This is a genomic window from Cutibacterium porci (assembly GCF_009696315.1).
In the GTDB taxonomy this organism is placed as follows: Bacteria; Actinomycetota; Actinomycetes; order Propionibacteriales; family Propionibacteriaceae; genus Cutibacterium; species Cutibacterium porci.
The window spans coordinates 404,654-430,201 of the sequence record NZ_VUMG01000003.1; the positions used below are offsets into that span (position 1 = coordinate 404,654).

Annotated in this window: 20 protein-coding genes; 7 read left to right on the forward strand and 13 right to left on the reverse strand. The window is 60.2% G+C overall.

The annotated features are described in order from the left end of the window. The first annotated feature begins 4 nt into the window (after positions 1–4). From FYJ43_RS09340 to FYJ43_RS09355, 4 genes are all read left to right on the forward strand, one after another. Entirely contained in the window at positions 5–679 is a 675-nt protein-coding gene (locus tag FYJ43_RS09340; RefSeq protein ID WP_154564118.1) for a response regulator transcription factor, read from the forward strand. A 139-nt stretch (positions 680–818) separates the two neighbouring features. After that, a complete protein-coding gene (locus FYJ43_RS09345) occupies positions 819–1,559 on the forward strand; it encodes an ABC transporter ATP-binding protein (protein ID WP_154564120.1) in 741 nt (246 codons plus the stop codon). Further along, positions 1,556–3,973: an ABC transporter permease gene (locus tag FYJ43_RS09350; protein WP_154564122.1), complete on the forward strand. Its 2,418-nt coding sequence runs from the start codon at positions 1,556–1,558 to the stop codon at positions 3,971–3,973. The genes FYJ43_RS09345 and FYJ43_RS09350 overlap by 4 nt, the downstream gene beginning before the upstream one ends. A 251-nt stretch (positions 3,974–4,224) precedes the next feature. Continuing rightward, entirely contained in the window at positions 4,225–5,589 is a 1,365-nt protein-coding gene (locus tag FYJ43_RS09355) for an amino acid permease (RefSeq protein WP_326833526.1), read from the forward strand. A 3-nt stretch (positions 5,590–5,592) separates the two neighbouring features. Here FYJ43_RS09355 and FYJ43_RS09360 read toward each other — a convergent pair whose 3' ends face one another. The 9 genes from FYJ43_RS09360 to FYJ43_RS09400 all read right to left on the reverse strand — a co-directional run bounded on the left by FYJ43_RS09360 (position 5,593) and on the right by FYJ43_RS09400 (position 15,630). Further along, positions 5,593–7,170, reverse strand: coding sequence for an aspartate:alanine exchanger family transporter (locus tag FYJ43_RS09360; protein WP_154564124.1), 1,578 nt, complete (start codon positions 7,168–7,170; stop codon positions 5,593–5,595). A gap of 175 nt (positions 7,171–7,345) precedes the next feature. Next, complete coding sequence (locus FYJ43_RS09365; RefSeq protein ID WP_154564126.1) at positions 7,346–8,389, reverse strand: zinc-binding dehydrogenase; 1,044 nt, start codon at positions 8,387–8,389, stop codon at positions 7,346–7,348. A gap of 330 nt (positions 8,390–8,719) precedes the next feature. Beyond that, on the reverse strand, positions 8,720–9,658 hold the full coding sequence (locus tag FYJ43_RS09370; RefSeq protein ID WP_154564127.1) for an SGNH/GDSL hydrolase family protein: 939 nt from the start codon (positions 9,656–9,658) through the stop codon (positions 8,720–8,722). Positions 9,659–9,757: 99 nt separating this feature from the next. Continuing rightward, a complete protein-coding gene (locus FYJ43_RS09375) occupies positions 9,758–10,219 on the reverse strand; it encodes a heat shock protein transcriptional repressor HspR (RefSeq protein WP_154564128.1) in 462 nt (153 codons plus the stop codon). 1 nt (position 10,220) lies between these two features. Beyond that, a complete protein-coding gene (dnaJ, locus tag FYJ43_RS09380; RefSeq protein ID WP_154564129.1) occupies positions 10,221–11,363 on the reverse strand; it encodes a molecular chaperone DnaJ in 1,143 nt (380 codons plus the stop codon). A gap of 76 nt (positions 11,364–11,439) precedes the next feature. Beyond that, positions 11,440–12,072 carry a nucleotide exchange factor GrpE gene (gene grpE / locus FYJ43_RS09385; protein ID WP_154564131.1) on the reverse strand — a complete coding sequence of 211 codons (633 nt, stop codon included), beginning with the start codon at positions 12,070–12,072 and terminating at the stop codon, positions 11,440–11,442. Positions 12,073–12,156: 84 nt separating this feature from the next. Continuing rightward, positions 12,157–14,010 (reverse strand): molecular chaperone DnaK, encoded by a 1,854-nt coding sequence (dnaK, locus tag FYJ43_RS09390; RefSeq protein ID WP_154564133.1) that lies wholly within the window; start codon positions 14,008–14,010, stop codon positions 12,157–12,159. A gap of 244 nt (positions 14,011–14,254) precedes the next feature. Next, positions 14,255–14,488, reverse strand: a complete 234-nt coding sequence (locus tag FYJ43_RS09395) for a hypothetical protein (RefSeq protein WP_154564135.1) — start codon at positions 14,486–14,488, stop codon at positions 14,255–14,257. Next, a complete protein-coding gene (locus tag FYJ43_RS09400; protein WP_154564137.1) occupies positions 14,485–15,630 on the reverse strand; it encodes an inorganic phosphate transporter in 1,146 nt (381 codons plus the stop codon). The genes FYJ43_RS09395 and FYJ43_RS09400 overlap by 4 nt, the downstream gene beginning before the upstream one ends. A gap of 411 nt (positions 15,631–16,041) precedes the next feature. On the opposite strand from FYJ43_RS09400, the gene FYJ43_RS09405 reads away from it, so the two are divergent. The 3 genes from FYJ43_RS09405 to deoC are packed head-to-tail and all read left to right on the forward strand — an operon-like array spanning position 16,042 to position 19,021. Then, on the forward strand, positions 16,042–16,773 hold the full coding sequence (locus FYJ43_RS09405; RefSeq protein WP_154564139.1) for a response regulator transcription factor: 732 nt from the start codon (positions 16,042–16,044) through the stop codon (positions 16,771–16,773). Positions 16,774–16,783: 10 nt separating this feature from the next. Next, positions 16,784–18,292, forward strand: coding sequence for a sensor histidine kinase (locus tag FYJ43_RS09410; RefSeq protein ID WP_326833527.1), 1,509 nt, complete (start codon positions 16,784–16,786; stop codon positions 18,290–18,292). Between the two features lie 54 nt (positions 18,293–18,346). Further along, positions 18,347–19,021 (forward strand): deoxyribose-phosphate aldolase, encoded by a 675-nt coding sequence (gene deoC / locus FYJ43_RS09415; RefSeq protein WP_154564141.1) that lies wholly within the window; start codon positions 18,347–18,349, stop codon positions 19,019–19,021. Positions 19,022–19,029: 8 nt separating this feature from the next. Here deoC and FYJ43_RS09420 read toward each other — a convergent pair whose 3' ends face one another. The 4 genes from FYJ43_RS09420 to FYJ43_RS09435 form a co-directional block, all read right to left on the reverse strand. Further along, on the reverse strand, positions 19,030–19,746 hold the full coding sequence (locus FYJ43_RS09420) for a ThuA domain-containing protein (protein WP_154564143.1): 717 nt from the start codon (positions 19,744–19,746) through the stop codon (positions 19,030–19,032). 155 nt (positions 19,747–19,901) lie between these two features. Then, on the reverse strand, positions 19,902–21,293 hold the full coding sequence (locus FYJ43_RS09425) for an FHA domain-containing protein (protein ID WP_154564145.1): 1,392 nt from the start codon (positions 21,291–21,293) through the stop codon (positions 19,902–19,904). Between the two features lie 170 nt (positions 21,294–21,463). Then, positions 21,464–24,115 (reverse strand): pyruvate, phosphate dikinase, encoded by a 2,652-nt coding sequence (ppdK, locus tag FYJ43_RS09430; protein ID WP_154564147.1) that lies wholly within the window; start codon positions 24,113–24,115, stop codon positions 21,464–21,466. Positions 24,116–24,398: 283 nt separating this feature from the next. Continuing rightward, entirely contained in the window at positions 24,399–25,283 is an 885-nt protein-coding gene (locus tag FYJ43_RS09435; protein WP_154564149.1) for a pyruvate, water dikinase regulatory protein, read from the reverse strand. Between the last annotated feature and the right edge of the window lie 265 nt (positions 25,284–25,548).

The following is a 25,548-nucleotide window of genomic DNA, read 5'->3' on the forward strand; positions in this document are numbered from 1 at the left end:
CGCCATGACCGACCCGATTCGACTCCTTCTGGCCGACGACCAGCAGATGGTGCGCGCCGGGTTCCGCCTTGTCCTCGACGCCCAGCCAGACATGTCCGTCGTCGGGGAAGCCAATGACGGTGCCGAAGCCGTACAGCTCGTCGATCAATTGGCCCCTGACGTCATCCTCATGGACATTCGGATGCCCGTCCTCGACGGTTTGGGCGCCACCGAGAAGATCATGACGAGCCATCCCGAGGCCAAGATCCTTGTCCTGACAACCTTCGACCTTGACGAGTACGTCCATTCTGCGCTGCGAGCCGGCGCGTCGGGGTTCATGCTCAAAGACGCCGGGCCGACCGAACTCCTAGCCGGTATCCGCGCCGTCCACGACGGTGACTCCATCATCGCCCCGTCGGCCACCCGCCGATTGATTGAGAGGTTCATTCCTCGCCAGGGTGCGGGGAGCCCTGCCATGACCGACCCGAAGCTCGTCGAGACCCTCTCGGACCGGGAGCGCGAAGTGCTCACCTACGTTGGAGAAGGGTTGACGAATGCTGAAATAGCCGAACGCCTGTATCTGGCCGAGACGACTATCAAGACCCACGTTGGCCACATCTTGTCGAAGCTTGGTCTGCGCGACCGCGTCTCCATGGTCATCACAGCCTACGACGCCGGTTTAGTGCGTCCAGGCCGGTAAATCCTCGGGGCGATCCGCCCGCGAACCGGCAATATCCTCCTGCAGTAGTAGGGCCGCAACCACTCTCCGGTCCGATGTGTGACGAGGGACAACACTCCTAGTGTCGAGGCCGTTGTAAAACCTCGATTCAGGAGTTCCCATGTCTGCCTCAGCGACGTCTGCCTCAGCGACGGCCGCGGTCACCACGGCGTCCCCCGCGGTACGCACTCTCGATCTCACGAAAACGTACGGGTCTGGAGCGACTCTTGTGAGAGCCCTGCGCTCGGTGACCCTCACCATCCCGGCTGGGCGATTCACCGCGATCATGGGAGCGTCAGGGTCGGGAAAATCAACCCTGTTGCACTGCATTACCGGGCTCGACTCCCCCACCTCAGGCCGAGTATGGATTGGCGACACCGAAATCACCCACCTCGATGACGATGCCCTCACCAAACTGCGTCGTCAACACGTCGGGTTTGTTTTTCAATCCTTCAACCTCATGCCAACCCTCAGCGCCGCCGACAACATCACCCTGCCGCTGCGCCTATCACGCACCAAGGTCGACAATGCGTGGTTCGACCACATCACCGAAATGCTAGGCATCACCGAACGCTTGAGCCACAAGCCGTCGGAACTCTCCGGCGGGCAACAGCAGCGCGTCGCTGTCGCCCGAGCTCTGGTAACTCATCCCGACGTCATCGTCGCTGACGAGCCAACCGGTGCCCTCGACTCCGAGGCGAGTGACGATTTACTCACCTTTTTGCGTCACTGCGTTGATGACCTCGGTCAGACCGTCGTCATGGTCACCCACGATCGTGACGCCGCCGCCAGGGCCGACGACATCGTCACCGTCGCCGACGGCCAGGTCTCGACGACCCGCAGTCAGGAGACCCTGGCATGATTCACGAACACCGTCGTCTCGTACCCACGATGATCGCCATCATTATCGGTGTGGCATTCGCAGCTAGCACGCTAATGTTGATGGACTCGGTGAAAGCATTCACGCTACGCACCCAAGCGGCAGCTGTCGGAGACGCCACCGCCGTGGTGACCTCGAAGAACGCGTCGAAGCCTATTGCGCCAGCAACCGTCAACACCATTGCCACCATATCCGGTATCACCACAGTCGAACAGACCCGCGACGTTTCCCTGCAGCGCACCGACAACGGTCGGGCTAACTATGTCAATGGTCACCTACTTCCGGCCCATCCCCGACTCATTAAGGGTCGCGCGCCCCTCAAACCCAACGAGGTGGCCGTCAACCAAACCACTGCCGATAACAACGCCGGGATCGGAGCGCGAATTACCGTCAATGCCCTGTCTCGCGACAATGCGAAGCCGGTTACCCTCACCGTCGTCGGTGTGCTCAACCCGGACGCCCGCACGACGACGAACCCCACCTCTGCGGAAATCTACCTGCCCGCCACATCGCTGGGGCTCATTAGCGGCCGGCCCGGTGCCGATACTGTGTACGTAAACTCTGACCGTCCCGCTCAGCAGGTCGTGCAGGATGTCTCGAAGGTTGTCGGCACCACGGCAACCGTGCGCACCGCCGACGACGAACGAACCCACCAAGCCGAGCAGGCCTCCCAGGGATTCACAGTCATGACGGCTTTCATGGGCGCCTTCGCCGTGATTGCCCTAGCTGTAGCCGCAATGGTGATCGTCAACACCTTTACGATCCTCGTCGCGCAGCGCACCCGCGCCCTCGCCCTGGCACGATGCATCGGTGCTACCCGAAAGCAAGTGCGACGTTCGGTTCTCGGGGAGGCCCTCGTTGCCGGTCTCATCGGATCGGCCATCGGGACTGCCCTAGGCATCGGCGTCACCCAGCTCATGCTTATGGGTCTCAAGGCTGCCGGATCGCCAATTGACACCTCAATCAGTATTACCGTGAGGTCCTGCATCATTCCGATCCTCGTGGGTGTTGTCGTCACAGCCTTGGCCGCCCTGCGTCCAGCGCTACGAGCGACCAAGGTTGCCCCCGTGGCAGCCCTGCAGCCAGTTATCGAGCCTCCCACCCGCAGGATCGGACGGATCCGCATCGTGCTCGGGGCGCTGCTATTCGGCGTCGGCACTGCCCTCGTCATCATCGCCGCCACCGGCGACATGACAACGAAGAATGCTGTGATGTGCGGCACCGGCGGCGGTTTCATCAGCTTCGCGGGAGTACTCGTCCTCGCTCCTGTCCTCATCGGTAGCCTCAGCCGTGCCATCGGCAGCGCTCGCTTCGGCGGAGTCCCTGGGGAACTAGCCGTCGAAAACATCCAACGCAACCCGCGTGCTACGACGGCATCTGCCCTACTCATTGGGGTCACCCTTATCGCGACTGTGGCCACCGGAGCAGCCACTGGTCGGGCCTCCATCGACACGATGATGAATGGACACTTCCCTGTCGACGCCACCGTTAGTGCCCAAGGTCCACTTGACGCAGCGACGATTCACGACGTCGAAAAGTCTGACGGCGTGTCTCGGGTCGCCACCGTGACGACAATTCCAGGAATCGTTGAGGCCGGCGGCGATGCCACCAAGGTCGATATCCAGAGTGTGTCTGCCACATTTCGCGACGTCGTCCGCGACGACTCAGCTGTGCAGGGACTCGACGATAACCATGCTGTCGGTGCCCTACCGGGGGTCGACGACGGCAGCACAATAACCATCACTGTGGGCAGGAAAAAGACTAACCTGACGCTGGTGCGCCACGGCGAGGATGGACAAGGTCTCATAGTCACCCAGAAGGTCGGTGCCACGCTAGCTCCCCACGCCAAACCCACCCAGGTACAGGTGCGCTACAAAGACGGTACCGACCAATCCACCGTCACCCAGACCCTCTCGCGATCAATATCAACCCATCCGGGAGTAACGGTGGCCTCAACGGCTGACCAGAAGGCCCAGCTGGACAAGGTCATCGGCATCATGCTTGGGATGGTCGTCGGTTTACTCGTGATTTCAGTCATCATCGCGATGGTCGGCGTCGCAAATACCTTGGGCCTATCGGTCGTGGAGCGCACCCGCGAAATTGGGCTATTGCGTGCTCTCGGACTGACCCGCAGACAGGTGCAATCCATGTTTGGCATGGAGGCGCTCATCCTCTCCGGCATCTCAGCGATCGTGGGTATCGCCTTAGGCATTGGCTACGGCATCGCAGGATCCCACGCCCTCTATGGGCCCCTCATGGCCGTTCAGACATCCGTACCGTGGTTGCAGATGCTCATCATCGCTGTTATCGCCATGCTGTCTGGGTGGCTGGCATCTGTGATCCCAGGCCGTCGAGGAGCCACCATAAAACCAGCCGTCGCACTCGCTGAGGAATGAGCTGACACCGTTCGGGACTGACGGCGAGCCCCCGCTACTGCAAGGCCGGGATAACCCGGTCACGCAGCAGCGGGGTCTGGCCGGTGATCGGCTCGCGCTGTGTGGGCGGGAACCACGAGGCGGTTACCGCTGTTTCCGTCAAAGGGATCGGCTCGCGTTGTGTGGGCGGGGAGGCCAGTCTCACATCAGGAGGCGCTCACCCCTCGATCAGCGCCGGTTCCCTGCGACGTTTACCTCTAAACTCACAGGTCGTGACTGAACCCGACCAGCAATTGCATCGCAGTTTGCGCAACCGACACATCCAGCTCATAGCGTTGGGTGGCGCAATCGGGACTGGCCTGTTCTACGGAGCAGCCGACTCTATCGCCGCCGCCGGACCAGCGGTCATCGTCAGCTACCTTGTGGGTGGCATCGTGATTTACCTCATCATGCGAGCCCTCGGTGAGATGAGCGTCCACAATCCGACGTCGGGCGCCTTCAGTGAATACGCACACCGATGGTGGGGAGACCTCCCCGGGTTTATCTCCGGCTGGAATTACTGGTTCAACTACATCTTCGTGTCGATGGCCGAGCTATCGGTGGTCGGAATCTACATCAACTACTGGTTCCCAGCCGTCCCACGATGGGTGTCAGCGGCGGTATTGCTTGTCATCGTCACCACCGTCAACCTTCTGCACGTCCGCGCCTACGGCGAGGTGGAATTCTGGTTCGCTATCGTCAAGGTCATCGCGATCATTGCCATGATCGTTTTGGGCTTGTGGATCATGGTCTTCGGCACCCACTCCACCCCGGCAACCGGCATCGGCAACTTGTGGCGCAACGGCGGGTTCTTGCCTCACGGCCTCACCGGCATGCTCGCTGGGATTATCGTCGTCATGTTCTCGTTTGGTGGCACCGAGCTCATCGGCATCACTGCCGGTGAGGCTGAGGACCCGCAGCACTCCATTCCCAAAGCCATCAACCGGGTGGTTGGACGCATTCTGCTGTTCTACGTCGGTGCTCTCGTCGTCATGGTGGCGATCGTCCCGTGGACAAAGATCGACGGCGAGGCCAGCCCCTTCGTCCAGATTTTCGACCTCGTCGGGATCCCGGGAGCGGCGGCTATCTTGAACCTCGTCGTCCTCACCGCAGCGATCTCGGCGTATAACTCTGGCCTCTACGCCAACGGACGGATGCTTCATGCCTTAGCCCATCAGGGGGACGCCCCGGCCTTCCTCGGGAAAGTCAACAAGGCCGGATCGCCGTGGGCTGGGGTGTTGCTATCGAGCGCCGTGACCGCTATTGCGGTGGTCGTCGTCGGGCTGCTGCCCGAGCAGGCGTTCATGTACATCATGTCGATCGCCATGATCGCCGCCATCATCAACTGGGCGACCATCATCATCACTCAGATGTTCTTCCGCCGCCGACTCGACGCCGACTCCCGAGCCCAGCTGGCATTCACGATGCCAGGCGCCCCAGTAACCAACTGGATCGTGTTGGCCTTCCTGGTGCTCATGGTCGTCGTGATGATGGTCATGCCGCCTTACCGGATCGCCGTAGCTATCGGTCCGATCTGGCTGGCTGTGCTAGCCCTCGGGTGGTGGCTGTCACGGCGTCGGCAACCCTCGAGCCACTAGGGCTCACACCAGTACGATCACCTGCACTAGCAGAATCTTGACGACGGTCCCCAGCGCGAAGAGCGCACCGTAGGCTGACTCGATTCGCTCGTCGTTCACCAGAGAGTTGGCGTAGCTAAGTATGGCTGGCTGGCCAACGAAGCCTGCAAAAGCGCCTGTCGCCCGCTGGGCCGATAGTTTCATGAACCAGGCCGCCGCAATGACGATCACACCACCGAGGACCAGCGTCACTGCCGAGACGCCGATCACCGCTAGTCCCGTCCAGCTCACTGCCTGAGATAGGAATGCCGGCCCAGAAGCCAACCCGACACACGCCAGGAAGATCATAAGACCGAGCTGACGCAAGATCGCGTTCGTCGCATGTGGCAGGTGCCAGCGGATGGGCCCGGTGCGGTGAATCGAGCCCAAGATCATGCCCATGACGAGAGGCCCAGCAGCAGTTCCCAGCTCAAACTGCAAGCCCCCTGGCAGAGCCACCATGAGGGCACCGAGCAGCAGACCGAGTGCGGCACCTAGTCCTAAAGACAAAGCATCTACTTGGGAGACGCGGGCTTCAGAATCACCGAAGAGGTCTGCGGCATCGGATAGCCGGTTAGCGGGCACGACGCACAGCACCCGATCTCCCGGTCTCAAGATGATGTCGTCGCGGGCGAGCATATCTAGGTCCCCGCGACGCACTCGCGTCACCTTGCCGCTGATGCGTCCGCGCACATCAATGCTGCCGAGAGTCCGACCCACCAGAGCGGGGTTGGATATCAGAAAGCGTCGGAAATCAATCTCGTGTCGCTCGCTGGTAAGGGTGCGCTCGGAGACGTGCCCGAGATGCTCGACGGCACGGCTAACGTCGTCAGGGTTTCCGACCACGAGCACCTGGTCGCCAATGTGAAGGTCGTCTTCTGGGGCGGCTAACCGCATCTCACCGTCGCGCAGTAGATATGACATCCGAATGTGGTCGTCGTTAAAGCCAGGAGTTTCCCGGATCGACGTTTCGCGGTCGACGACCGTGGACACCGAGGTCAACCCAGCCTCGGCCATCGACGTGTTGTCCTTGCGGGCCGGCCAGCGTCGTTGAGCGATAAAGGCGACCATGATGAGCCCGACGACGACGCCCACCGGGTAGGACAACGCATACCCCACCAGAGTGTCGCCAGCTCCGTGGGTGGCCGTCGATGCAGCGTCAATCGCCGGCGAGGTGAGGACACCGGCGTACAGACCCGCGACATGGGCCGGGGTTAAGCCGAATAGCCGCCCCAAGCCAAGCCCCGCTGCGGCCATCGCCGCTAACCCGACGACTCCGGCAAGCATGAGACCCCACTGGCGTTTGAGGTCAGACAGGAATGTTGACCCAGCGGCCAATCCGACGGTGTAGCAGAACAGCACGACGCCCAGGCCTTTAATCATCCCGAGATTTTGGCCAAAACGGGGGTCACAGGCCCCGACGACCAGCCCCATGAACAGGGCACCGGCGGCACCGAATCTCAGCGGGCCGAACTTGATTTGGCCTAGCAGAGCGCCTGAGGCCAAGACGATAAGGATCGTCAGTAGTTGATGCGTGGCGAGGAAGTCGGTCAGTACTGTCATGAAGCTCCTGGCATTGTGCCGCCGCTCCCGCCACGACGGCAGGATGCGTCGTCGCAGCAATCCCGGTTAGTCCGGGGCCTTACTGGCAGATTGTAAGCCTGAACTCCGACGCCACGCGACCACTTCGACCTAACGCGAGGGTGCCGCCGACGTGCGGCGGCACCTGCCTGAAACGTCAGGGCTTGACGAGAATGCGAATCGGGTTACCCTTATGCGACTCAAGCTCTTCGATACCGCTCTCGACGTCGCTCAACGGGACCACCTTAGAAATCGACTCGGTGAGGTCGAGACGGTGGTACGACAGCATTTCGGCAAGCATTGCGATGTCTTGAGACTTGTAGCCGAGATGGCCGAGAACCTGCTTGCGATGCAGGTTAAAGTCAAGGAACGGCCCGGCATCAATATCTTGGGCAGACAGCCCGACCGACACTGCCTTGCCATCGACGTCAAGGGAATCGACGCAGGCGCGCAGAGTCGGCTTAATGCCGACGGCGTCGAAGGCGACGTCGATCATGCGGCCATTCGTGATGTCCTCGATCTTCTGCATGAGCTCGGGGTCATCGCTACGCAAGGTGTAATCGGCACCGAGTCGTTTGGCACGCTCAAGGACAGCGTCGTTGAGATCAATAGCGATGACGGGAACGCCACCGGCGAGTTTGGCTAGCTGGACGAGATGCGTTCCGACACCACCGACTCCCCAGACGGCCACCGCGTTACCCATATGGACTTTGCCGGTGCGAACGACGGCGGCATACGGGGTAGATACAGCGTCGGCAAGTAGAGCGGCCTGATCCAACGGCACATTGTCGGGAATCTTCGTCATACCAGACGCCTGAGCAACGTGGTATTCAGCCCATGCACCGTCGTAGGCGAACGCCATTAAGTTGAGATCCAAGCAGTCGGTAAAAGCACCACGACGGCACTTGCGACACTTGAGGCAGGGGCGACCGGCGGATGGGATGACTCGGTCGCCCTCCTTCCACCCGGTGACGCCAGCCCCAAGCTCAACGATGGTTCCAGAAGCTTCGTGTCCCTGGGTCACGACGGGCAGAGAAGCGGGAAACGCACCACTAATGAGGCTCAAGTCAGAGTGGCAGATTCCGCAATACGCGACCTTAATAAGCACCTCGCCGGGTCCCGGATGCGGAATGGGGATGTCCTCAAGGGTGATGGAGCGATCTGCAGCGTGGAACCGTTCAGCAAGCATAGTTTCTGTCATCGTTGATCCCTTGTCAGCGCGCCGACCTCCTTGCCGACGCTACTGTTACTGAGAGTAATACGAATAGTGCAATCCATCACATAAACGTCAGGTGAAAGTTCAACGACGGCGTGATGTTCGGTATGGGCGCAACTCGCTCCTGCGCGCCGTTCCCGCCTACCCCATCGGCCGAGTGACGGCAGTGCCACGACACGGGGCCGCCATGGGAACGCGGGTTTGTCATGAAGCGCACGTGGCACCGATATGCCCTACTCATATGTCCTGCCGATATGCTGGCATTGAGCGCGAAAACGAACCCCGTCGCGTCAGGGCCAGTGGGCCTCACACCGGTCAAGACAGCTGGGCCTCCACGGCCTCAGCCAACACTTTGTGCCCCTCATCGGATGGGTGATCGCCATCGTCTGTGAGCAGTGCGGTGTCATCACGGCGGCCGTCCGCGCCCTTGAATGGGGTACGGACGTCGACGTATACCGCTCCAACATCGTTGGCGATCTTCTTGACGTTAGCGTTGAACGCCTCGGTAACCATGGTGGACACCTTGACGTAGTCAGCCCCCATGTCACGGCCAACCTTGCCGTCAAGCCCGACATTCCAATACCCGGTGACGGCAATGGTTGCTCCCGGCGTGGTCATCCCGGCCTTGATGCGCTCCAGAATCGTGCGCACCCGATCGGTCACATCGTTGACATCGCCAGCTACGCACGACTCCTCTGAATCGGCACACTGACTCACGAGTGCGTCTAAGTCAAAGTCGTTTGCCCCGATCGTCACGATGGCTAGGTCAGACGTCTTTAACAGGGATTGCGCACTCGTGGACTCAAGCTGGGTCAACACATCCGCAGTTTTGTATCCGCTTACCGACTCGTTACGCACTGCAGCCTTCACCCCGGCGTGACGCGCCATATCCGTGCCGACCCTCTCGACGAACGTCGTGCAGTTCGTGCATGGACCACCCTGTGGCACCGAATCACCCAGACCAAGCGTCGTGAGTGTCCCACCATGGCCTGTCACTCGCCCGACCTCCGATACCGCGCGTGTCGTCGTCACCGTCGGGGAATCAGCAGACGATGCCGACGCGTCCGGAGACCATGTCGGCGCGCCCGCAGGCGATGCGGGAGTGCCGGGATCCGCTACGCTCGCGGAGCGGGATGTATGTCGAACCCGAAAAACCGACCCGAAAGCATGGGAATTGGGCCGCAATCCGATCGCGACTCCTGCCACGACCACCACGACGACCACAACACTGAGAATCCTGAGAATTCTCTTCATACATTCATGATGCCTTGTCCGCCCCTCAGCTGTCTGCACCTAGGGTCTAGAATCCCGTTTGCTTTCAGCAAATTCACGGCACGTCTACGCAGTCAAAGATCAGCCGTGGTGGGCAGGTAAGGCCAGTTGGGCGCGGACGACGGTTCGGCCCATATGGACACGGCCAGTCGACTCCGCAGTGAAGATCCTTGGATCCTCGCTGCCCTCATAACGCGCCGCTTGCATCCCCCGCACGGTGTCGCTGAGCTGATCCACCTGCTCCGACAGCTGCTCAATCTGACGCTCCATCTGGAGGATCCGTCGGATCCCGTTGAGGTTAATTCCCTCGTCCTGGGACAGATGCTGGACCATCCGCAACGCAGCGACGTCACGCATCGAGTAACGACGTCCACGACCTCGGGTGCGCTCAGGCACCACAAGTCCCAGCCGGTCATAGGTGCGCAAGGTCTGAGGATGCATCCCGGCAAGCTCCGCAGCCACCGAGATGGCGAAGATCGCAGCGTCCTTGTCAATCACGGCAAGGTCAACGGCGTCAGAGAGATTCCTGTTACGCCGCACCATCTCACTTCACCTCCCATGGTCGCGGAATAGGCTGTCCGATAGCGTCGCGAAGCTTCTCCACTGCCCGACGCGAATTGCTGTCAAGGTTGTCTGGAACAGCGATCTCGACAGTTGCTAACAGGTCGCCCTTACTCCCGTCAGAACGCGGCACACCGCGTCCTCGCACTCGGAAGGTGCGACCGTTCGGCGTGCCAGCCGGAATCCGCAACCGAACCGTCGTCCCAGCCAGAGTCGGCACCTCTACGTCGGCTCCCAACGTGGCCTCTGGGAACGTCACCGGTACGGTGACAGTGAGGTTATGGCCATCGCGGCCAAAGATCTTATGCGGACGCACCGAGACCTTCACGTACAGGTCACCGGCCTTCCCGCCGTTCTCGCCTGGAGACCCCTTGCCTTTGATACGGATGCGCTGGCCATCCTCTACTCCGGCAGGGATGCGGATCTGCATAGATTTAGCGGACTTAGCCCGCCCCGATCCATGACAAACCTGGCAGGGGTCCTCAACGACCATGCCGCGACCGTGGCAATCCGGGCAGGGCTCAGTCATCTCGAACACGCCGCCCGCCGAACTGGCATGCATACCCGATCCCTGGCAGGTCGAGCACACGCGTGGCACGGTGCCAGCTCTAGCTCCAGTCCCCCGACATGCCTGGCAGGGCGCCTGAGAGACCGTATCCATAGTGACGGTGGTGCCTGCCACGGCGTCGTTGAAGGAGATCGTCGTCTCCCCCTCAACGTCGGCACCCCGACGTGGCGATCGGGACGCGGTACGCCGTCCCCCGGTCGCTCCAAAAAGGTTCCCGAACAGGTCACCGAATCCGTCCCCGTTTGAGGCAGTGCGCAAGATGTCCTCGACGTTAACGTTGGCTTGCGCGCCGCCTCGCGGAAACCGGAATCCACCTGCCGATCCGAACAGGCTCCGAGCCTGGTCATACTCCTTGCGCTTCTTGGCATTCGACAGCACGTCGTTGGCCTCTGAGGCTTCTTTGAAGCGAGCCTCAGCCGCCTTGTCACCAGGATGGGAGTCGGGATGGTTGTCCCGGGCAATCTTACGGAACGCCTTCTTAATCTCTTCGGGCTTCGCGTCCTTAGAGACACCGAGGATCTTGTAATAGTCCTTTTCGGCCCAGTCCTTGGTACTCATCTAATTCCTCCCTCCCTGGTCATTGTCGGGTTTTACAGTCGCGGCCACCTCATCTGGCCTCAGCCATTGTCAGTTGTTATTCCTCGTCACCGGATTCATCGTCCGGCTGGCCGGGCTCATTAGTCGCGGTGGCGTTAGGATCGGGATCCGAAACGGCAACGCGAGCCGGTCGCAAGACGCGATCGCCGAGCTTGTAGCCGGGTTGCATCACCTGGCTCACAGAGGTGACGGAGACTCCCTCCATCGGCATCTGCATGAGTGCCTCGTGAAGGTTGGGGTCAAAGGCGTCGCCAACCTCACCAAAGCTGGTCAGCCCGTGATTATCGGCAACTTTCTCCAGCTCGTCGACGACGAGTTTGAATCCGCCTTCCACCTCGCCGTGCTGACGAGCCATGGCAATGGAGTCGAGCACCGGCATGAGGTCAGTAATAACCTTGTCGACGCCAGACTGACGCGACAGCGCACGGTCACGATCGACGCGCCTCTTGTAGTTGACGTATTCGGCCTGTAGCCGCTGCAAGTCTTCGGTGCGTTCGGCTAGCAGAGCTTCCAGCTGGGACTCTCGGGACAGCTCCTCGGGAGCCTGCGAATCAGTAGCCGACTGATCAGCGTCGATGTCGACGTCATCAACGATGTCGGCAAAGCGCTCGTCGACATTGTCGTCGCGGTTCTCGTCGCTGTCGTCGGGATTGACGTTCTTATCAGTCATCTGTGTTCCTCCACGTGAGTGCCGACCGCCGGGCCGTCGTCATGGCGACCCGGCGGTGGGATTGGGGTCAGGCCCGAGCCCCAGTCACTTCTTCTCGTCTTCGTCGTCCACAATCTCCGCATCTACGACGGTGTCATCGCCGGACTCTGACGTGGCCGACTCCCCGCCCTGGTCCTGTGGGTTCTCGGCCTGAGCCTGCTGAGCGGCAGCGTAGATCGCCTGACCCATGGCGGACGCCTTCTGGTTGAGGTCATCCATGGCAGCCTTAACCTCGTCGTCGTTGTCGGTGCCCTTGAGGGTCTCCTTCAACTTGGCGATGGCCTCGGTCACCGGCGCCTTGGTGTCCTCGGGGATCTTGTCGGCGTTCTCGTCGAGCAGCTTCTCAGTGCGGAAGGCCAAGGCGTCGGCCTCGTTACGCATCTCGACAGCTTCGCGACGCTTCTTATCAGCCTCAGCGTTGGCCTCGGCCTCCTTAACCATCCGGTCGATCTCGTCCTTACCCAGGGCGGATCCACCGGTGACAGTCATGGACTGCTCCTTGCCAGTGGCCATGTCCTTAGCGTGGACATGGACAATGCCATTGGCGTCGATGTCGAAGGACACCTCGATCTGGGGGATGCCGCGCGGAGCCGGCATCAGACCGGTCAGCTCAAAGTTGCCGAGCGACTTGTTGTCGCGGACGAACTCGCGCTCGCCCTGGAAGACCTGGATCATCACCGATGGCTGATTATCTTCAGCGGTGGTGAACACCTCTGAACGCTTCGTCGGGATGGTGGTGTTGCGCTCGATGATCTTCGTCATGACACCGCCCTTGGTCTCGATACCAAGGCTCAGCGGGGTGACGTCGAGCAGCAGCACATCCTTGACTTCGCCCTTCAGCACACCAGCCTGCAGGGAAGCACCGAGAGCCACAACCTCGTCGGGGTTAACGCCCTTGTGTGGCTCCTTGCCAGCCAGCTCCTTGACGAGATCGGTGACGGCGGGCATACGAGTCGAGCCACCAACGAGGATGACTTCATCAATCTGTGAAACGTTGAGACCGGCGTCCTTCATGACCGCGTTGAACGGGGTGCGGCAACGCTCGAGGAGGTCAGAGGTCATGCGCTGGAACTCGGCACGAGTCAACTTCTCATCAAGGTGGAGCGGTCCGGCGGCGCCAGCGGTGATGTAGGGCAGGTTGATGTGGGTCTCGGAAGCCTGCGACAGCTCGATCTTGGCACGCTCGGCGGCCTCTTGCAGACGCTGCTTAGCCATCTTGTCGGCGGCGAGGTCGATGCCGTTAGCGTTCTTGAACTGAGTGACGAGCCAGTCGACGATGCGCTGGTCCCAATCGTCACCACCGAGGTGGTTATCGCCATTAGTGGCCTTGACCTCGAAGACACCGTCAGAAATATCGAGCAAAGAAACGTCGAAGGTGCCACCACCAAGGTCAAAGACCAGAACAGTCTGCTCTTTGTCAGCCTTGTCGAGTCCGTAGGCCAGAGCAGCCGCAGTGGGCTCGTTGACGATGCGATCGACAGTCAAGCCGGCAATCTCGCCAGCCTCCTTGGTGGCCTGACGCTGAGCGTCGGAGAAGTAGGCCGGGACGGTGATGACCGCGTTGGTGACCGATTCACCCAGGTAAGCCTCAGCATCCCTCTTGAGCTTTTGCAGAATGAACGCGCTGATCTGCTGGGGCTTGTAGGTCTTGTCGTCGACGCCCATGGTCCACGTCTCGCCCATATGGCGCTTGACGGAACGGACGGTACGGTCAACGTTGGTCACAGCCTGACGCTTGGCAACCTCGCCGACGAGGGTCTCACCGGAGTTAGTGAAAGCGACCACCGACGGGGTAGTACGAGCACCCTCAGCGTTCGGGATGACGGTTGGCTCGCCGCCCTCGAGGACGGCGACGCACGAGTTGGTGGTTCCGAGGTCGATACCGACTGAACGGGCCATTGTTGATTTCCTCCTGATGGACAAACGGTCTGGGGAATGTCCCCTTGAGCGACTTCGACTCAACTCTAGACCCTGAGTCCTCAACACTCAAGTTGACGTTGGCCAATTTTTGCCGAAATTGAGTTAGCTAGACTCAATCAGCGGCCTGCTGGATGTATTCCGAGCCCTGGGTATCACCGCACAACCCCGTCGCGCCATGAAAAATGCCGGACGGTTCACCGTCCGGCACCTTCTGCGCTTCACCTCAATGGAAGTACGGGATGAGCAGGTACAACCCATACAAGACGATGACGCCTGCTACACCAATAGCCGTCCACCCCAGAGCCACGAGCCCGGCGGCACCGTCACTGCCAGCTTCCGTGCGCGCATGCGCGCGATCCAGCATCAACGCCCCGCCTGAAACAATGGAGACGATGAGGACGGTGGCCGCGACGGTGACGATGGATACCAGGCCTAACGAAGTCCAGTCGATATTCATGCTGCAGTCCCTCGAGCAACGGCGGAGCCCTTGCGGACACCCACCTGGGTGGAATCGTTAACGTTTCTGTGGTCAACCTTGTGCTGGTTGGCCTGACGGACGATCAGTGCGGCCATGATAGCTAGCAAGGCGAGATCGACAATGACGCCCCAGATACCGACACCAGCAATGGCTGAGGTGACGGCACCAACCAAAGCGGCAGCCGGCAAGGTGACAAGCCACGCGATGACCATCTTCCCGGCAGTCGACCAGCGAACCTCGGTACGACGACCAATTCCCGAACCCAGGATCGAACCCGAGCAAACGTGAGTAGTAGACAGCGCGAAGCCCAGGTGCGAAGAAGCCAGGATTGCGGCTGTGGAGGCCGTCTCCGCAGCGAAACCTTGCGGAGACTCGATGTCGCACAGCCCCTTACCCATTGTTCGCATGATGCGCCAACCACCCGAATAAGTACCTAGGCCGATGGCGCAACCTGCGGCCAGAATGACCCACCATGCCGGGCCAGTACCCGAAGCCTGATACCCAGCGGAAATGAGGACCAGAGTAATAATGCCCATCGTCTTTTGACCGTCAGAGGTGCCGTGGGCAAGAGCAACCATAGAAGCTGAGACCCGCTGACCGTTGAGGAACATCCGCGAGGAGTGATGAGCCGTGTGGTCGGTAATGCGGTAAGCCAGCCAGGTGGCCACCAACGCTGCAATACCAGCGACGAATGGGGCAACCAAAGCCGGCAGGATGATCTTGCTCATGATCTTGCCGGCATTGATGCCGCTCATACCGGCCTCAACTAACACAGCACCGATAAGACCACCAAACAGAGCGTGGGAAGAGCTGGACGGCAGACCGAATAGCCATGTCGCTAAGTTCCAGATGATGGCACCGATAAGGCCAGCAAAGACCATAGAAGCGGTAACGAGGCGGTCGTTGACGATACCGCCCGAGATTGTCTTGGCGACTTCAGTCGACAAACATGCGCCAATGACGTTAAGCACGGCAGCGATAACGACGGCCACCTTAGGCTTGAGCGCTCCTGTTGCCACCGACGTCGCCATGGCGTTGGCTGAGTCGTGGAAACCATTAGTGAAGTCGAACGCCAACGCCGTCACAACGACGATAACCACGATTAACAGAGTCGAACTCATGCAAGATCCTTCGTGCGGGTCGTAACGCCCCCGGATGGCGAACGGAGATCCACCGCCCCCTCACAGGACGGCCAACCAGAACCCGGGAGCAATTCCGGCCGGCTGACACGTTACGCCCAATGGCCCCCTCTTCGCGCGCCGGGATCAGTCCGAGTGACATCGAAGTAAACAGTTCGCCCGCTTCTCTACCATCTGTCGTAAGGCTCCACAGCGCATGTATGGACTTCACAAGCTATTTGACACCACAGCGTGCGCGTCACCGCCACATTGCTCGCTCTCCCGCTCGCCGAGAGTTCACCGTGACTTCGCATCGACCCTGACCATAGCGCGTATCCCCTCTCTTTATCTTCACAGGAAGCACACAGGTACATCACGAAGCAAAGTGGCCTTTTCGCGTGGAACCCTTAGCTCATGGCAATCCCCCTGCAACCTCCCAGACTGACGCGCGCCGACGGATCCCCTATCCGTGTCCTTGCCGTTGACGATGAGCCGAGCCTTACTGAGCTGCTATCGATGGCCATGCGCTACGAAGGGTGGGACGTCACCACCGCAGACTGCGGCGCGCAGGCAGTTCGCGAGGCAAAAGCCATCCATCCTGACGTCATCGTCCTCGACATGATGCTTCCTGATTTCGACGGGCTCGAGGTCATGAGGAGGATAAGAACCAATCAACCCAATGTCCCGGTGATTTTCCTTACTGCCAAGGACGCGGTGAGTGACCGCATTGCTGGCCTCACCGCTGGCGGCGACGACTACGTCACTAAACCATTCTCCCTCGAAGAAGTCATCGCCCGATTGCGTTCCCTTTTGCGCCGTTCGGGAGCCACCGAGCCCAAGTTCGACTCTCTGCTGATCGTTGGAGACCTCGTCCTCGACGAAGACTCTCACGAGGTGCGCCGCGCTGGTGAGGAAATCCAACTCACAGCCACCGAATTCGAGCTACTGCGTTACCTCATGCGCAATCCCAGGCGCGTGCTATCCAAGGCCCAAATTCTCGACCGAGTGTGGAATTACGATTTCGGGGGCCAGGCTAATGTCGTTGAGCTGTATATCTCCTACTTACGCAAGAAGATTGACAAGGGACGCAAACCGATGATCCACACCATGCGCGGAGCAGGTTACGTCCTGAAACCCACGAGATGAAAATGTCCACGTGATCACTCCGAACTCACCCACAGGTAACCACCCCCTGGAACCGTGCTGCGACGAATCTTCTGAGCTGAGGTCGGCAATCTGGCTCGAGCACCCCTTAGGCCCTCATACTTTGGGACGCCAGCTCGTCATCCGAGTACTCGCGATTATCAGTCTGCTAGCTGTTGCAGTTGGCGGATTGACGATTTGGGGCACTCATCAAATCCTCACCGACGATCTTGACGAACAGGTGACAGCAGCATTTGAGCGTCAGGCCAAGCACCCTTTTGGGCTAATAGGGCCACGTGCCAATGATGTGATTGGCATCCAGGCAGGCACCGTTTTGGTCATCAAGACAGGCGAGGCCTGTTTTCAGTCAACAATCACCGAAGGTGCCGTCATCACCAAGAACTGCAGTACCGAAGCACACATACTTCTCGACGTCCGCTGCGACCAACGCCCCCACAACTTTGATGTCGACGGCGGCGGACAGTACCGGGCCATGGCCTCGACCAGCCATAACGTCACTCATGTCGTCGCGCTACCGCGCACAAGGCTCATCCATGCCATCGAACGATTGTTGATCCTCGAAGCCACCATCACTGCACTGGCCCTAGTCGTCAGTTTTTTCGCCACAAGAGCAGTGGTCACGAAGTCGCTGCGGCCCCTCAATCGACTTGCCTCAACAGCGACGATAGTTTCCCAAATGGACCTTGGCAGTGGCGAGGTCGACCTGCCGATTCGAGTCGATCCACCACTCGCCGACCCTCGCAGCGAAGTCGGCCAAGTCGGGCACGCGCTCAACCACATGCTCAACAACGTTGAGGACGCCCTGACATCACGCCAGGAATCAGAGGTCAAAATACGCCGGTTCATGGCCGACGCATCTCACGAGCTGCGCAACCCGCTGGCATCTATCCGTGGCTACGCCGAGCTGACGAGGCGACGCCGCGACGAGATGTCCCCGGAAGGACAATTCGCGATAGATCGCATTGAAGCCGAAGCAACCCGAATGAGTGCTCTCGTCGAGGATATGTTGCTGCTGACCCGGCTGGGTAACAACCAGAAACTCGAGTTGACACCGGTCGATCTTGTAGAAATCGTCCTCAATGCAGTCTCAGATTCACGAGCTGCCGGTATGGATCACACCTGGACTCTCGATCTTCCCAACGAGGAAATCACGGTGCTGGCGGATCCCGACCGCCTCATGCAAGTCGTCGTCAATGTGCTATCGAATGCCCGCAAGCACACACCAGCGGGGGTCACCGTCCACACCACCGTCTCCACCCAGAAAGGGCAAGCCATCGTCGTCGTCGCCGATAACGGCCCAGGGATCCCCGAATCGGTACGCCCCGTCATCTTCGAACGATTCTCACGGGCAGACACGGCCCGAACCAGCTCGAAAGAAGGCTCAACGGGATTGGGAATGTCCATTGTCGCGGCCGTCATGGCTGCCCATCACGGCACCGCAAGAGTTGACTCATCCATGGCCGGAACAACCGTCACGTTAACCCTGCCGTTGGCACGTTAAGGCCAAGGCATCACCGGTAAGGTGGATGCACTCAATCAGGATTAGGAGTTTGGCATGTCCCGTGCCCCGCTATCTGCCACTGAGCTGGCTGCCATGATCGATCACACCCTGCTGAGGCCCGAGGCGACCCACGACGACGTTGCCACGCTCATTGCCGAAGCTCAACAGTACGGTACGTGGTCGGTGTGTGTGTCGCCAGTGATGCTGCCGTTAGACCTCGACATGGGCAACGTCCACCTGGCGGTCGTGTGCGGGTTCCCGTCAGGACAGCACACCAGCACCGTCAAAGCTACTGAGGCTCGCGAAGCTATCGCCGCTGGGGCTGACGAAGTCGACATGGTGATTAACCTCGGGCTCGTGAAGGAGGGCCGCTGGGGCGACGTCACCGCTGACATCGCTGCCGTCAAGCAGGCTGTTCCCGATCCAAAGATCCTCAAGGTCATCATCGAGTCGGCAGTATTGACCAACGACGAAATCGTACGGGCGTGCAAGGCCGCTGAGGGCGCTGGAGCTGACTTCGTCAAAACCTCGACGGGGTTCCATCCGAAAGGCGGGGCAAGTGTCGAGGCCGTCACCATCATGGCAAACACGGTTGGTGGGCGCTTGGGGATCAAAGCGTCAGGGGGCATCCGCGACTACCAGACGGCATGTGCGATGGTCGATGCTGGGGCGACACGGCTGGGAGTGTCCTCGACCGCCACGATCCTTGCCGGAGCGCCTCAGGCCTGACGTCGGCCTCAGGCCTGCTGTGATTCCGGGTTGACCCGAGCCGCACTAGACGCCTCGCGACGCTTCCAGTTGAGCAGCCACGAGACCTCGTTGCACAACAGTTGGCGTCGCGACGCCGAATAATACGACCGCGACGAATGCCCCAGACCGTCATAGACAACACTGTTGCCCATCACCCAGCACATGGTGTGAAATTCTTCGCCGGTCTCGTGGAACAGCAGCGGCGTCGCAAGTGGGCTGATTTCCAAGTCGCAGTAGCGCTCATCATAGACCATGACCTGCTCGACACCACGCAGAATGGGGTGATCCGCTGCCTCCGGCATAGGTTCAAAAACGGCGTAGGACCTTTCTGGATGTCCGCTCACTCCCAGTACCCATTTACCGCCCAGAATAGACGGCCACAAGTCCCAGTCACAGAAGGTGTTACACGCGGTATGTAGCCCGAGAATCGGCTTACCAGCCTCATGGTGCTCCAAGATCTTGTTGTGAGCACGAGACCATTGTGGAATGTAGTCCCACTCCTCTTCCGGATCACCACCACCGGTATTGACGATGAGCAGATCCGCGTCAGCGAGGTGGTCTAAAGCTTCTGGCTCCGAACGTCTTACTTCCACCTGGTGTCCCCGCTCGGTCAAGATCTGAGAAACAGCCTCGGAGGTCGCGTCGAAATCGTGGATGCCGTCTGCGTAACGCCCAGCTCCCGACAAAACGAGAATGTGTCCCATCGGATGTCCTTCCTGGTCCCCGGTGAACCCTAAGGATCACACTAGGAGACTAACCCCGTAAAGGGCGAACCAGCTGGCATCACAGCTTGTTGGTGAAAGCTCCTCCTGAGACCAGGGCAGAGACGTTTCTAAGTACTCTCGTCCCGAATGCACCATCACCCCTGATAAGCCTCAATGGTGATAACAACACCGTCACCAAGATCAACGGAATCACCAATCGACAGGTCGATAGTCTGTCCGCTCTCCAACCGCAGCGGCTCTTGACCGCCGCGATGAACGACTGTGCCGTTTGTCGAATGCATGTCCGTGACCTCGATACCCCACTGTCCAGGAGCGATCATGACATGAGTACGGCTGATGTCTTGCCCCGGAGATGGCACCCGCATGGTGTCCTCGCCATTCTCGCCTCGCGGAGCGCGCCCAATGAGAACAGGACGCTGAAGGTGCGTCACCTCGCCAGTGCTAGAGACCAGGGTAGCGACGGCGGCATCCGACCGCGTCGACAGCTGGCTGATCGCTGAACCCGACGAGACGCGCCAATCACGGAGGCGGGAATCGGACTGCTCGAATTGGCGGGGCATATCGGGCTGGCCAGCGGCGGTACCAGGCGCGAGGGCTGCAACGACGTCCGCGGATTCCGGCTGCACTCCCACGGGCTCAACACCAGTATGAATATCACCGTCACCGCGCGCTGATTCGTTGCGGGACTCGTCGACGCCGACCTCATCTTGCGCACGAACCGGGGCTATATCATCCCCGGCAGCAGCGGTCTCCACGGATTCCGGTTCGGCAGCACGCGCCGGCACGGGACTGACGGGCTCGTCTGCGCCAACCCCATCACCGCCGTCAGACTCCCAGCCGCCGTCAGTGGTGGGCTCGGTGGACGACTCGGTGACCTCGCCCGGTGCCGGAACCTCCACGAACCCGAGACTGTGGTCCTCATCGTCGGAAATCTCGCCTGATTCGGCCTCCCCGCCAGCCTCAGCGACGTCGTCAGCGTCATGACCCGCCAAAGTCCACGGCTTAGCCGCATCGTCGCTGCCCAGGTGTGGGCGATGGATCTCGTCGGCTTCTGGCACGACGAAAGGCTCAACGTTTCCGGTGGCATCAATGATGAGCTTGCTCGCCTGAGCAACCCCCAGCAACAGCGGCATCGACAACCTCTGCTCGGCCTGCTCCATCTCGACGACGACAGTTGCCGGATTGAGCTTCTTCTCGCTCCAGGTCAGCAAGCCGTCGTCACAGTTGACGACCTCGCCGGTAGATGCATCCTTGACGACGACCTGGCCACGCGCCATGGAGTACATCTGTCCGTCCACCCAGAAGAACAGTCCCAGACTTGGCATCTTTGCTAGTCCGATCGCCGCGAGGGTTTCAACAAGCGACTCGGGATCCTCAGCCTCGGCTACCTGCCGCCAGATAGACGACACCAGTCCGGAGTGGCGTGGCGCGGCCGGTTGCATGACGACGAGGCTACTCGGCCCGGCCAATACCACCCAGGAGCCAGGGGTGTAGGTGGCACGCCAGGCACCGAAAGTCTGGGACATTGATCCTCCAGAAGTCGGGGCACGATTGGGGCCATTATTCCGCGATCATGGGCCCCACGTCGACCGAACCCCCAATCGGACACGAATTAGCGATACGCCATCGACGCAATGCGGCCTCTCCATCGCAGTGAAGAGGCCGCAACGTCGCGTCAGACGCGATCTGACTCAGATCACTTTTCCTGCTGGGAGATCACAGCCTGAGCCGCAGCGAACCGAGCAATCGGTACGCGGAACGGGGAGCAAGACACATAGTCGAGCCCGGTCTTGTTGAAGAAGTGAATCGAGTCCGGATCGCCACCGTGTTCACCACAGACGCCCAGGGACAGCTCTGGGTTAGTCTTGCGGCCCTTCTCAACCGCCCCGGCGACGAGCTGGCCAACGCCTTCCTGGTCGATCGACGCGAACGGATTATTCTTAAGGACCTTGGTGCGCAAGTACTCGGTAAGGAAGCCATTCTCGGCGTCGTCACGGCTGATACCCAGGGTGGTCTGAGTCAGGTCGTTGGTGCCGAAGCTGAAGAAGTCGGCAACCTCGGCGATCTTGTCGGCGATGAGGGCGGCGCGTGGCAACTCAATCATGGTGCCGATCTTGACGTCGACCTTGGTACCGGCAGCCTCGAATTCCTCGTCGATGGCCTGCTGGACGATCCGACGATGAGTCTCCAGCTCGACAGGGGTGAAGACCAGAGGGATCATGATGTGGATCTGAACAGTCTCTCCCTCTTTCTTGAGCACTGACAGGACGGCGCGAATGATCGCGCGAGCCTGCATATCGGGGATCTCCGGGTAGAGCATGCCGAGACGGCAACCGCGAGTACCGAGCATCGGGTTCTGCTCGTGCAGCTTCTTGACCTGGGCTAGCAGACGACGCTCCTTGTCAAGCTCACCGGCGTCAGCACCCTGATCCTCCATCTTCTGGACCTTCAGAGACTGCTCGACGAGGTTCGGCAGGAACTCGTGGAGCGGCGGGTCAAGCAGACGGACCGTAACAGGCAGGCCCTTCATCGCGGTAAAAATGCCCTCAAAGTCATCCTGCTGCATGGGCAGGATCTTGTCGACGGCAGCCTGACGCTCCTCCGGAGTTTCGGCGGTAATCATCTCGTGCATCGCCGGTAGACGATCAGCTCCGAAGAACATGTGCTCGGTGCGGCACAGACCAATGCCCTCGGCACCCAATTCACGAGCCTTGGCAGCGTCGGTAGCGTTGTCAGCATTGGCCTCAACACCCAGACGACGAACCTCGTCAGCCCACGAGAGCACCTCCTGGAAGTCCTCATTGATCTGCGGCGGGATGAGCTTAAGGCCGCTAGCAAAGACCTCGCCGGTGGATCCGTCGAGGGTGATCATGTCCCCCTCGTGAATGACAATGTCGCCGATGGTCAGGGTGGCCGCCTTGGCGTCAATCTTGATGCCGCGGGCACCGGCAACACACGGCTTGCCCATACCACGAGCGACGACGGCGGCGTGAGATGTCATACCACCGTGGGCGGTCAGGACGCCCTGGCTAACGATGACGCCGTGAATGTCGTCAGGAGTGGTCTCGAACCGGATGAGAACGACCTTTTCACCCTTAGCGCCACGCTCGGCGGCGACGTCGGCGTCAAAGACAGCCTCACCGACGGCAGCACCCGGAGAGGCCGGAAGACCTTCAGCGACGGGCTCTTCAGTGTGGTCGGGGTCAATAGCCTCATGCAATAGCTGATCGAGCTGAGCAGGCTCGATCCGCATGAGGGCCTCTTCCTTGGTGATAACACCCTCATCAACGAGATCACGAGCTACTTTGAGGGCCGCAGCCGCAGTACGTTTACCGTTTCGGGTCTGCAACAGGTAGAGCTTGCCGTTTTCGACAGTGAACTCCATGTCCTGCATGTCGCGGTAATGCGACTCCATCTTCTTCATGGTGTTGATGAGGTCGTGGTAGGCCTCTGGCAGCACTTCTTCCATCTCGGCAAGGGAGCGCGGGGTACGAATACCAGCGACGACGTCCTCACCCTGAGCATTGACGAGGAACTCACCGTAGAGCTCCTTGGCTCCGGTGGCGGGGTTACGGGTGAAACAAACGCCAGTCGCGGAGGTGTCACCACGGTTACCAAACACCATCTGCATCACGTTGACGGCGGTGCCCAAGTCATCGGGAATCTTGTTGGCCTTGCGGTAGACGAAGGCACGCGGGTTAAGCCAGGAACGGAAGACGGCGTCGACGGCACGCATCAACTGCTCACGCGGATCGGTCGTCCAGTTGCCGCCAAGCTGCTCGTTCGAGAGCCTCTTGAAGGTATCAACCAGACCCTTGAGGTCGTCGGCACTCAGATCGGTGTCGGACTCGACACCTTTTTGCTCCTTGAGAGCAGTCAGAGCATCCTCATAGACGTGAGCGTCGATCCCTTCGACGACCTCACCGTACATCTGGATGAAACGGCGGTAGCAGTCCCACGCAAACCGCTCATTGTCAGCTTCCTTGGCGATGGCCTCAACAGTGTCATCAGAGATGCCAAGGTTCAAAATGGTGTCCATCATGCCGGGCATCGAGATCACTGCGCCCGACCGCACAGAGACCAACAGCGGTTTTGTGCTGTCGCCGAGGGCGCGTCCGGTGCGCTCTTCGAGTCGCTTAAGGCCCTCCCACACCTGGGACTCCAGACCTTCGGGCCACTCACCCTTCCTCGTCATAGTGTCCACGCAGGCTTCGGTGGTGACGGTAAACCCGTCGGGCACCGGGACGCCGAGACGCTTCATCTCGGCAACTCCTGCGCCTTTGCCGCCGAGCAGCGGCTTCATTTCCGCACTGCCCTCGGACAAGTCGTACACGTAACGGTCAGTCATGACTGATCTCCTTCGATCTGTGTCAGCCTGTTCATCAAATCACGGCGTTCGGACCCGTGCGACTACGCCGCGAGCCCAAGGCCCGGCCCCTAACTGGGTCGGCGTGGCCATTCTTTCACGCTCGCGGCGCATTTTCATGAGGAGAACGGCTAAGAGTGACGAGTAACACTAAACCGTCGTCGCATTGCACCAATCGTTCGCCCTATGGCGACATTTTTGGACACTTGCGGGAATATCGTCGCGTGCCACACCGCTACCGCGGCCTCACCGGATCCAGCTGTCATCACGGGCGCATGCGATATGAACCGGCCGGCCTGCGCAGCCTAGTTCCAGCCGTCTTAGCTCGCTGATCGACCACGTCAATAACCTTCGTCGCCGATTCCTCCAACGCCAAACCGGTCGTATCAATGATGGGGCAGCCCAGCCGGCGCTGAATTTTGCCGACCTCGTCTAGCTCGTCATAAATTGCAGCCAGGTCAGCGTACCCGTCCTCATTACCGAAACCGCCCAGTCCGCGCACACGACGTCCACGAATCTCCAGCAGTCGCTGCGCGTCGATCGTCAAGCCGACGATTCGCCACCGATCCACCGCAGCAAGCTCGGCTGGCGGCGCAATACCGGGAACCAGTGGAACGTTGACCGTCTTGTAGCCCAAATATCCTAGGTAGATCGACAGTGGGGTTTTCCCAGAACGACTCACACCCACCAGGCAAATATCTGCTTCTGTCAAACGATCCGGAATAGCACCATCGTCATTGCGGACTGCGAATTCCATCGCCGAGATCCGGGTGAAATAGTCGGCTTCAACCCCCACTGGGCGACGCGGAACCGCGTCAGCATCTAAGCCCGACGCCTCCTCCATTGCGTCAAGCATCGGGCCCATGAGGTTGACCTCACGAATCCCCATCTCCTCGCAGGCATCAGAGACCATTCGGCGCATATCAGGTAGTACCAAGGTATGCACGACACATACCCATTGCCCTGCCTCGTGAGCCTCAGAAATAGCCTCAAGAGCTGAAACCATATCCGGAACAGTGCCAATCATCGGATGGCGCACGATATGCCAATGGACCCCCTCGAACTGGCTACGGGCAGCCCGAGCCAGACGAACGGCGGTCTCACCCGTCGAATCGGCGATGACGTGAATTTCCAGGGGCGACTCTGCCATGTCGCCATCCTAGAGCTGCCGCTGCGCTAGACACCTTTCCCCACCCTATTCGGGCGTCACCCGCCGCGTTGAGTCACCCGTTGGCGGCAGTGAGAGCATGACGACCACCGCGTCGGGTCACCGCACCGCCGGCTGCTGTAGCCGTGCTATTTCTACCCACACCTGCCCACATGTGCCCTAAAACTGCACTGGGAGCGCCATAACCGACATTTTTCGCACCGACGACGTTGTTGACCACCCAGCATCGTCAACCCCCATCTGCGAG

Excerpts from the sequence above, each read along its gene's own strand:
- FYJ43_RS09340 (WP_154564118.1), top strand. The coding sequence starts at position 5 with ATGACCGACCCGATTCGACTCCTTCTGGCCGACGACCAGCAGATGGTG.
- FYJ43_RS09345 (WP_154564120.1), top strand. The coding sequence starts at position 819 with ATGTCTGCCTCAGCGACGTCTGCCTCAGCGACGGCCGCGGTCACCACG.
- FYJ43_RS09350 (WP_154564122.1), top strand. The coding sequence starts at position 1,556 with ATGATTCACGAACACCGTCGTCTCGTACCCACGATGATCGCCATCATT.
- FYJ43_RS09360 (WP_154564124.1), bottom strand. The coding sequence starts at position 7,170 with ATGACAGTACTGACCGACTTCCTCGCCACGCATCAACTACTGACGATC.
- FYJ43_RS09365 (WP_154564126.1), bottom strand. The coding sequence starts at position 8,389 with ATGACAGAAACTATGCTTGCTGAACGGTTCCACGCTGCAGATCGCTCC.
- FYJ43_RS09370 (WP_154564127.1), bottom strand. The coding sequence starts at position 9,658 with ATGAAGAGAATTCTCAGGATTCTCAGTGTTGTGGTCGTCGTGGTGGTC.
- FYJ43_RS09375 (WP_154564128.1), bottom strand. The coding sequence starts at position 10,219 with ATGGTGCGGCGTAACAGGAATCTCTCTGACGCCGTTGACCTTGCCGTG.
- dnaJ (WP_154564129.1), bottom strand. The coding sequence starts at position 11,363 with ATGAGTACCAAGGACTGGGCCGAAAAGGACTATTACAAGATCCTCGGT.
- grpE (WP_154564131.1), bottom strand. The coding sequence starts at position 12,072 with ATGACTGATAAGAACGTCAATCCCGACGACAGCGACGAGAACCGCGAC.
- dnaK (WP_154564133.1), bottom strand. The coding sequence starts at position 14,010 with ATGGCCCGTTCAGTCGGTATCGACCTCGGAACCACCAACTCGTGCGTC.
- FYJ43_RS09395 (WP_154564135.1), bottom strand. The coding sequence starts at position 14,488 with ATGAATATCGACTGGACTTCGTTAGGCCTGGTATCCATCGTCACCGTC.
- FYJ43_RS09400 (WP_154564137.1), bottom strand. The coding sequence starts at position 15,630 with ATGAGTTCGACTCTGTTAATCGTGGTTATCGTCGTTGTGACGGCGTTG.
- FYJ43_RS09405 (WP_154564139.1), top strand. The coding sequence starts at position 16,042 with ATGGCAATCCCCCTGCAACCTCCCAGACTGACGCGCGCCGACGGATCC.
- deoC (WP_154564141.1), top strand. The coding sequence starts at position 18,347 with ATGTCCCGTGCCCCGCTATCTGCCACTGAGCTGGCTGCCATGATCGAT.
- FYJ43_RS09420 (WP_154564143.1), bottom strand. The coding sequence starts at position 19,746 with ATGGGACACATTCTCGTTTTGTCGGGAGCTGGGCGTTACGCAGACGGC.
- FYJ43_RS09425 (WP_154564145.1), bottom strand. The coding sequence starts at position 21,293 with ATGTCCCAGACTTTCGGTGCCTGGCGTGCCACCTACACCCCTGGCTCC.
- ppdK (WP_154564147.1), bottom strand. The coding sequence starts at position 24,115 with ATGACTGACCGTTACGTGTACGACTTGTCCGAGGGCAGTGCGGAAATG.
- FYJ43_RS09435 (WP_154564149.1), bottom strand. The coding sequence starts at position 25,283 with ATGGCAGAGTCGCCCCTGGAAATTCACGTCATCGCCGATTCGACGGGT.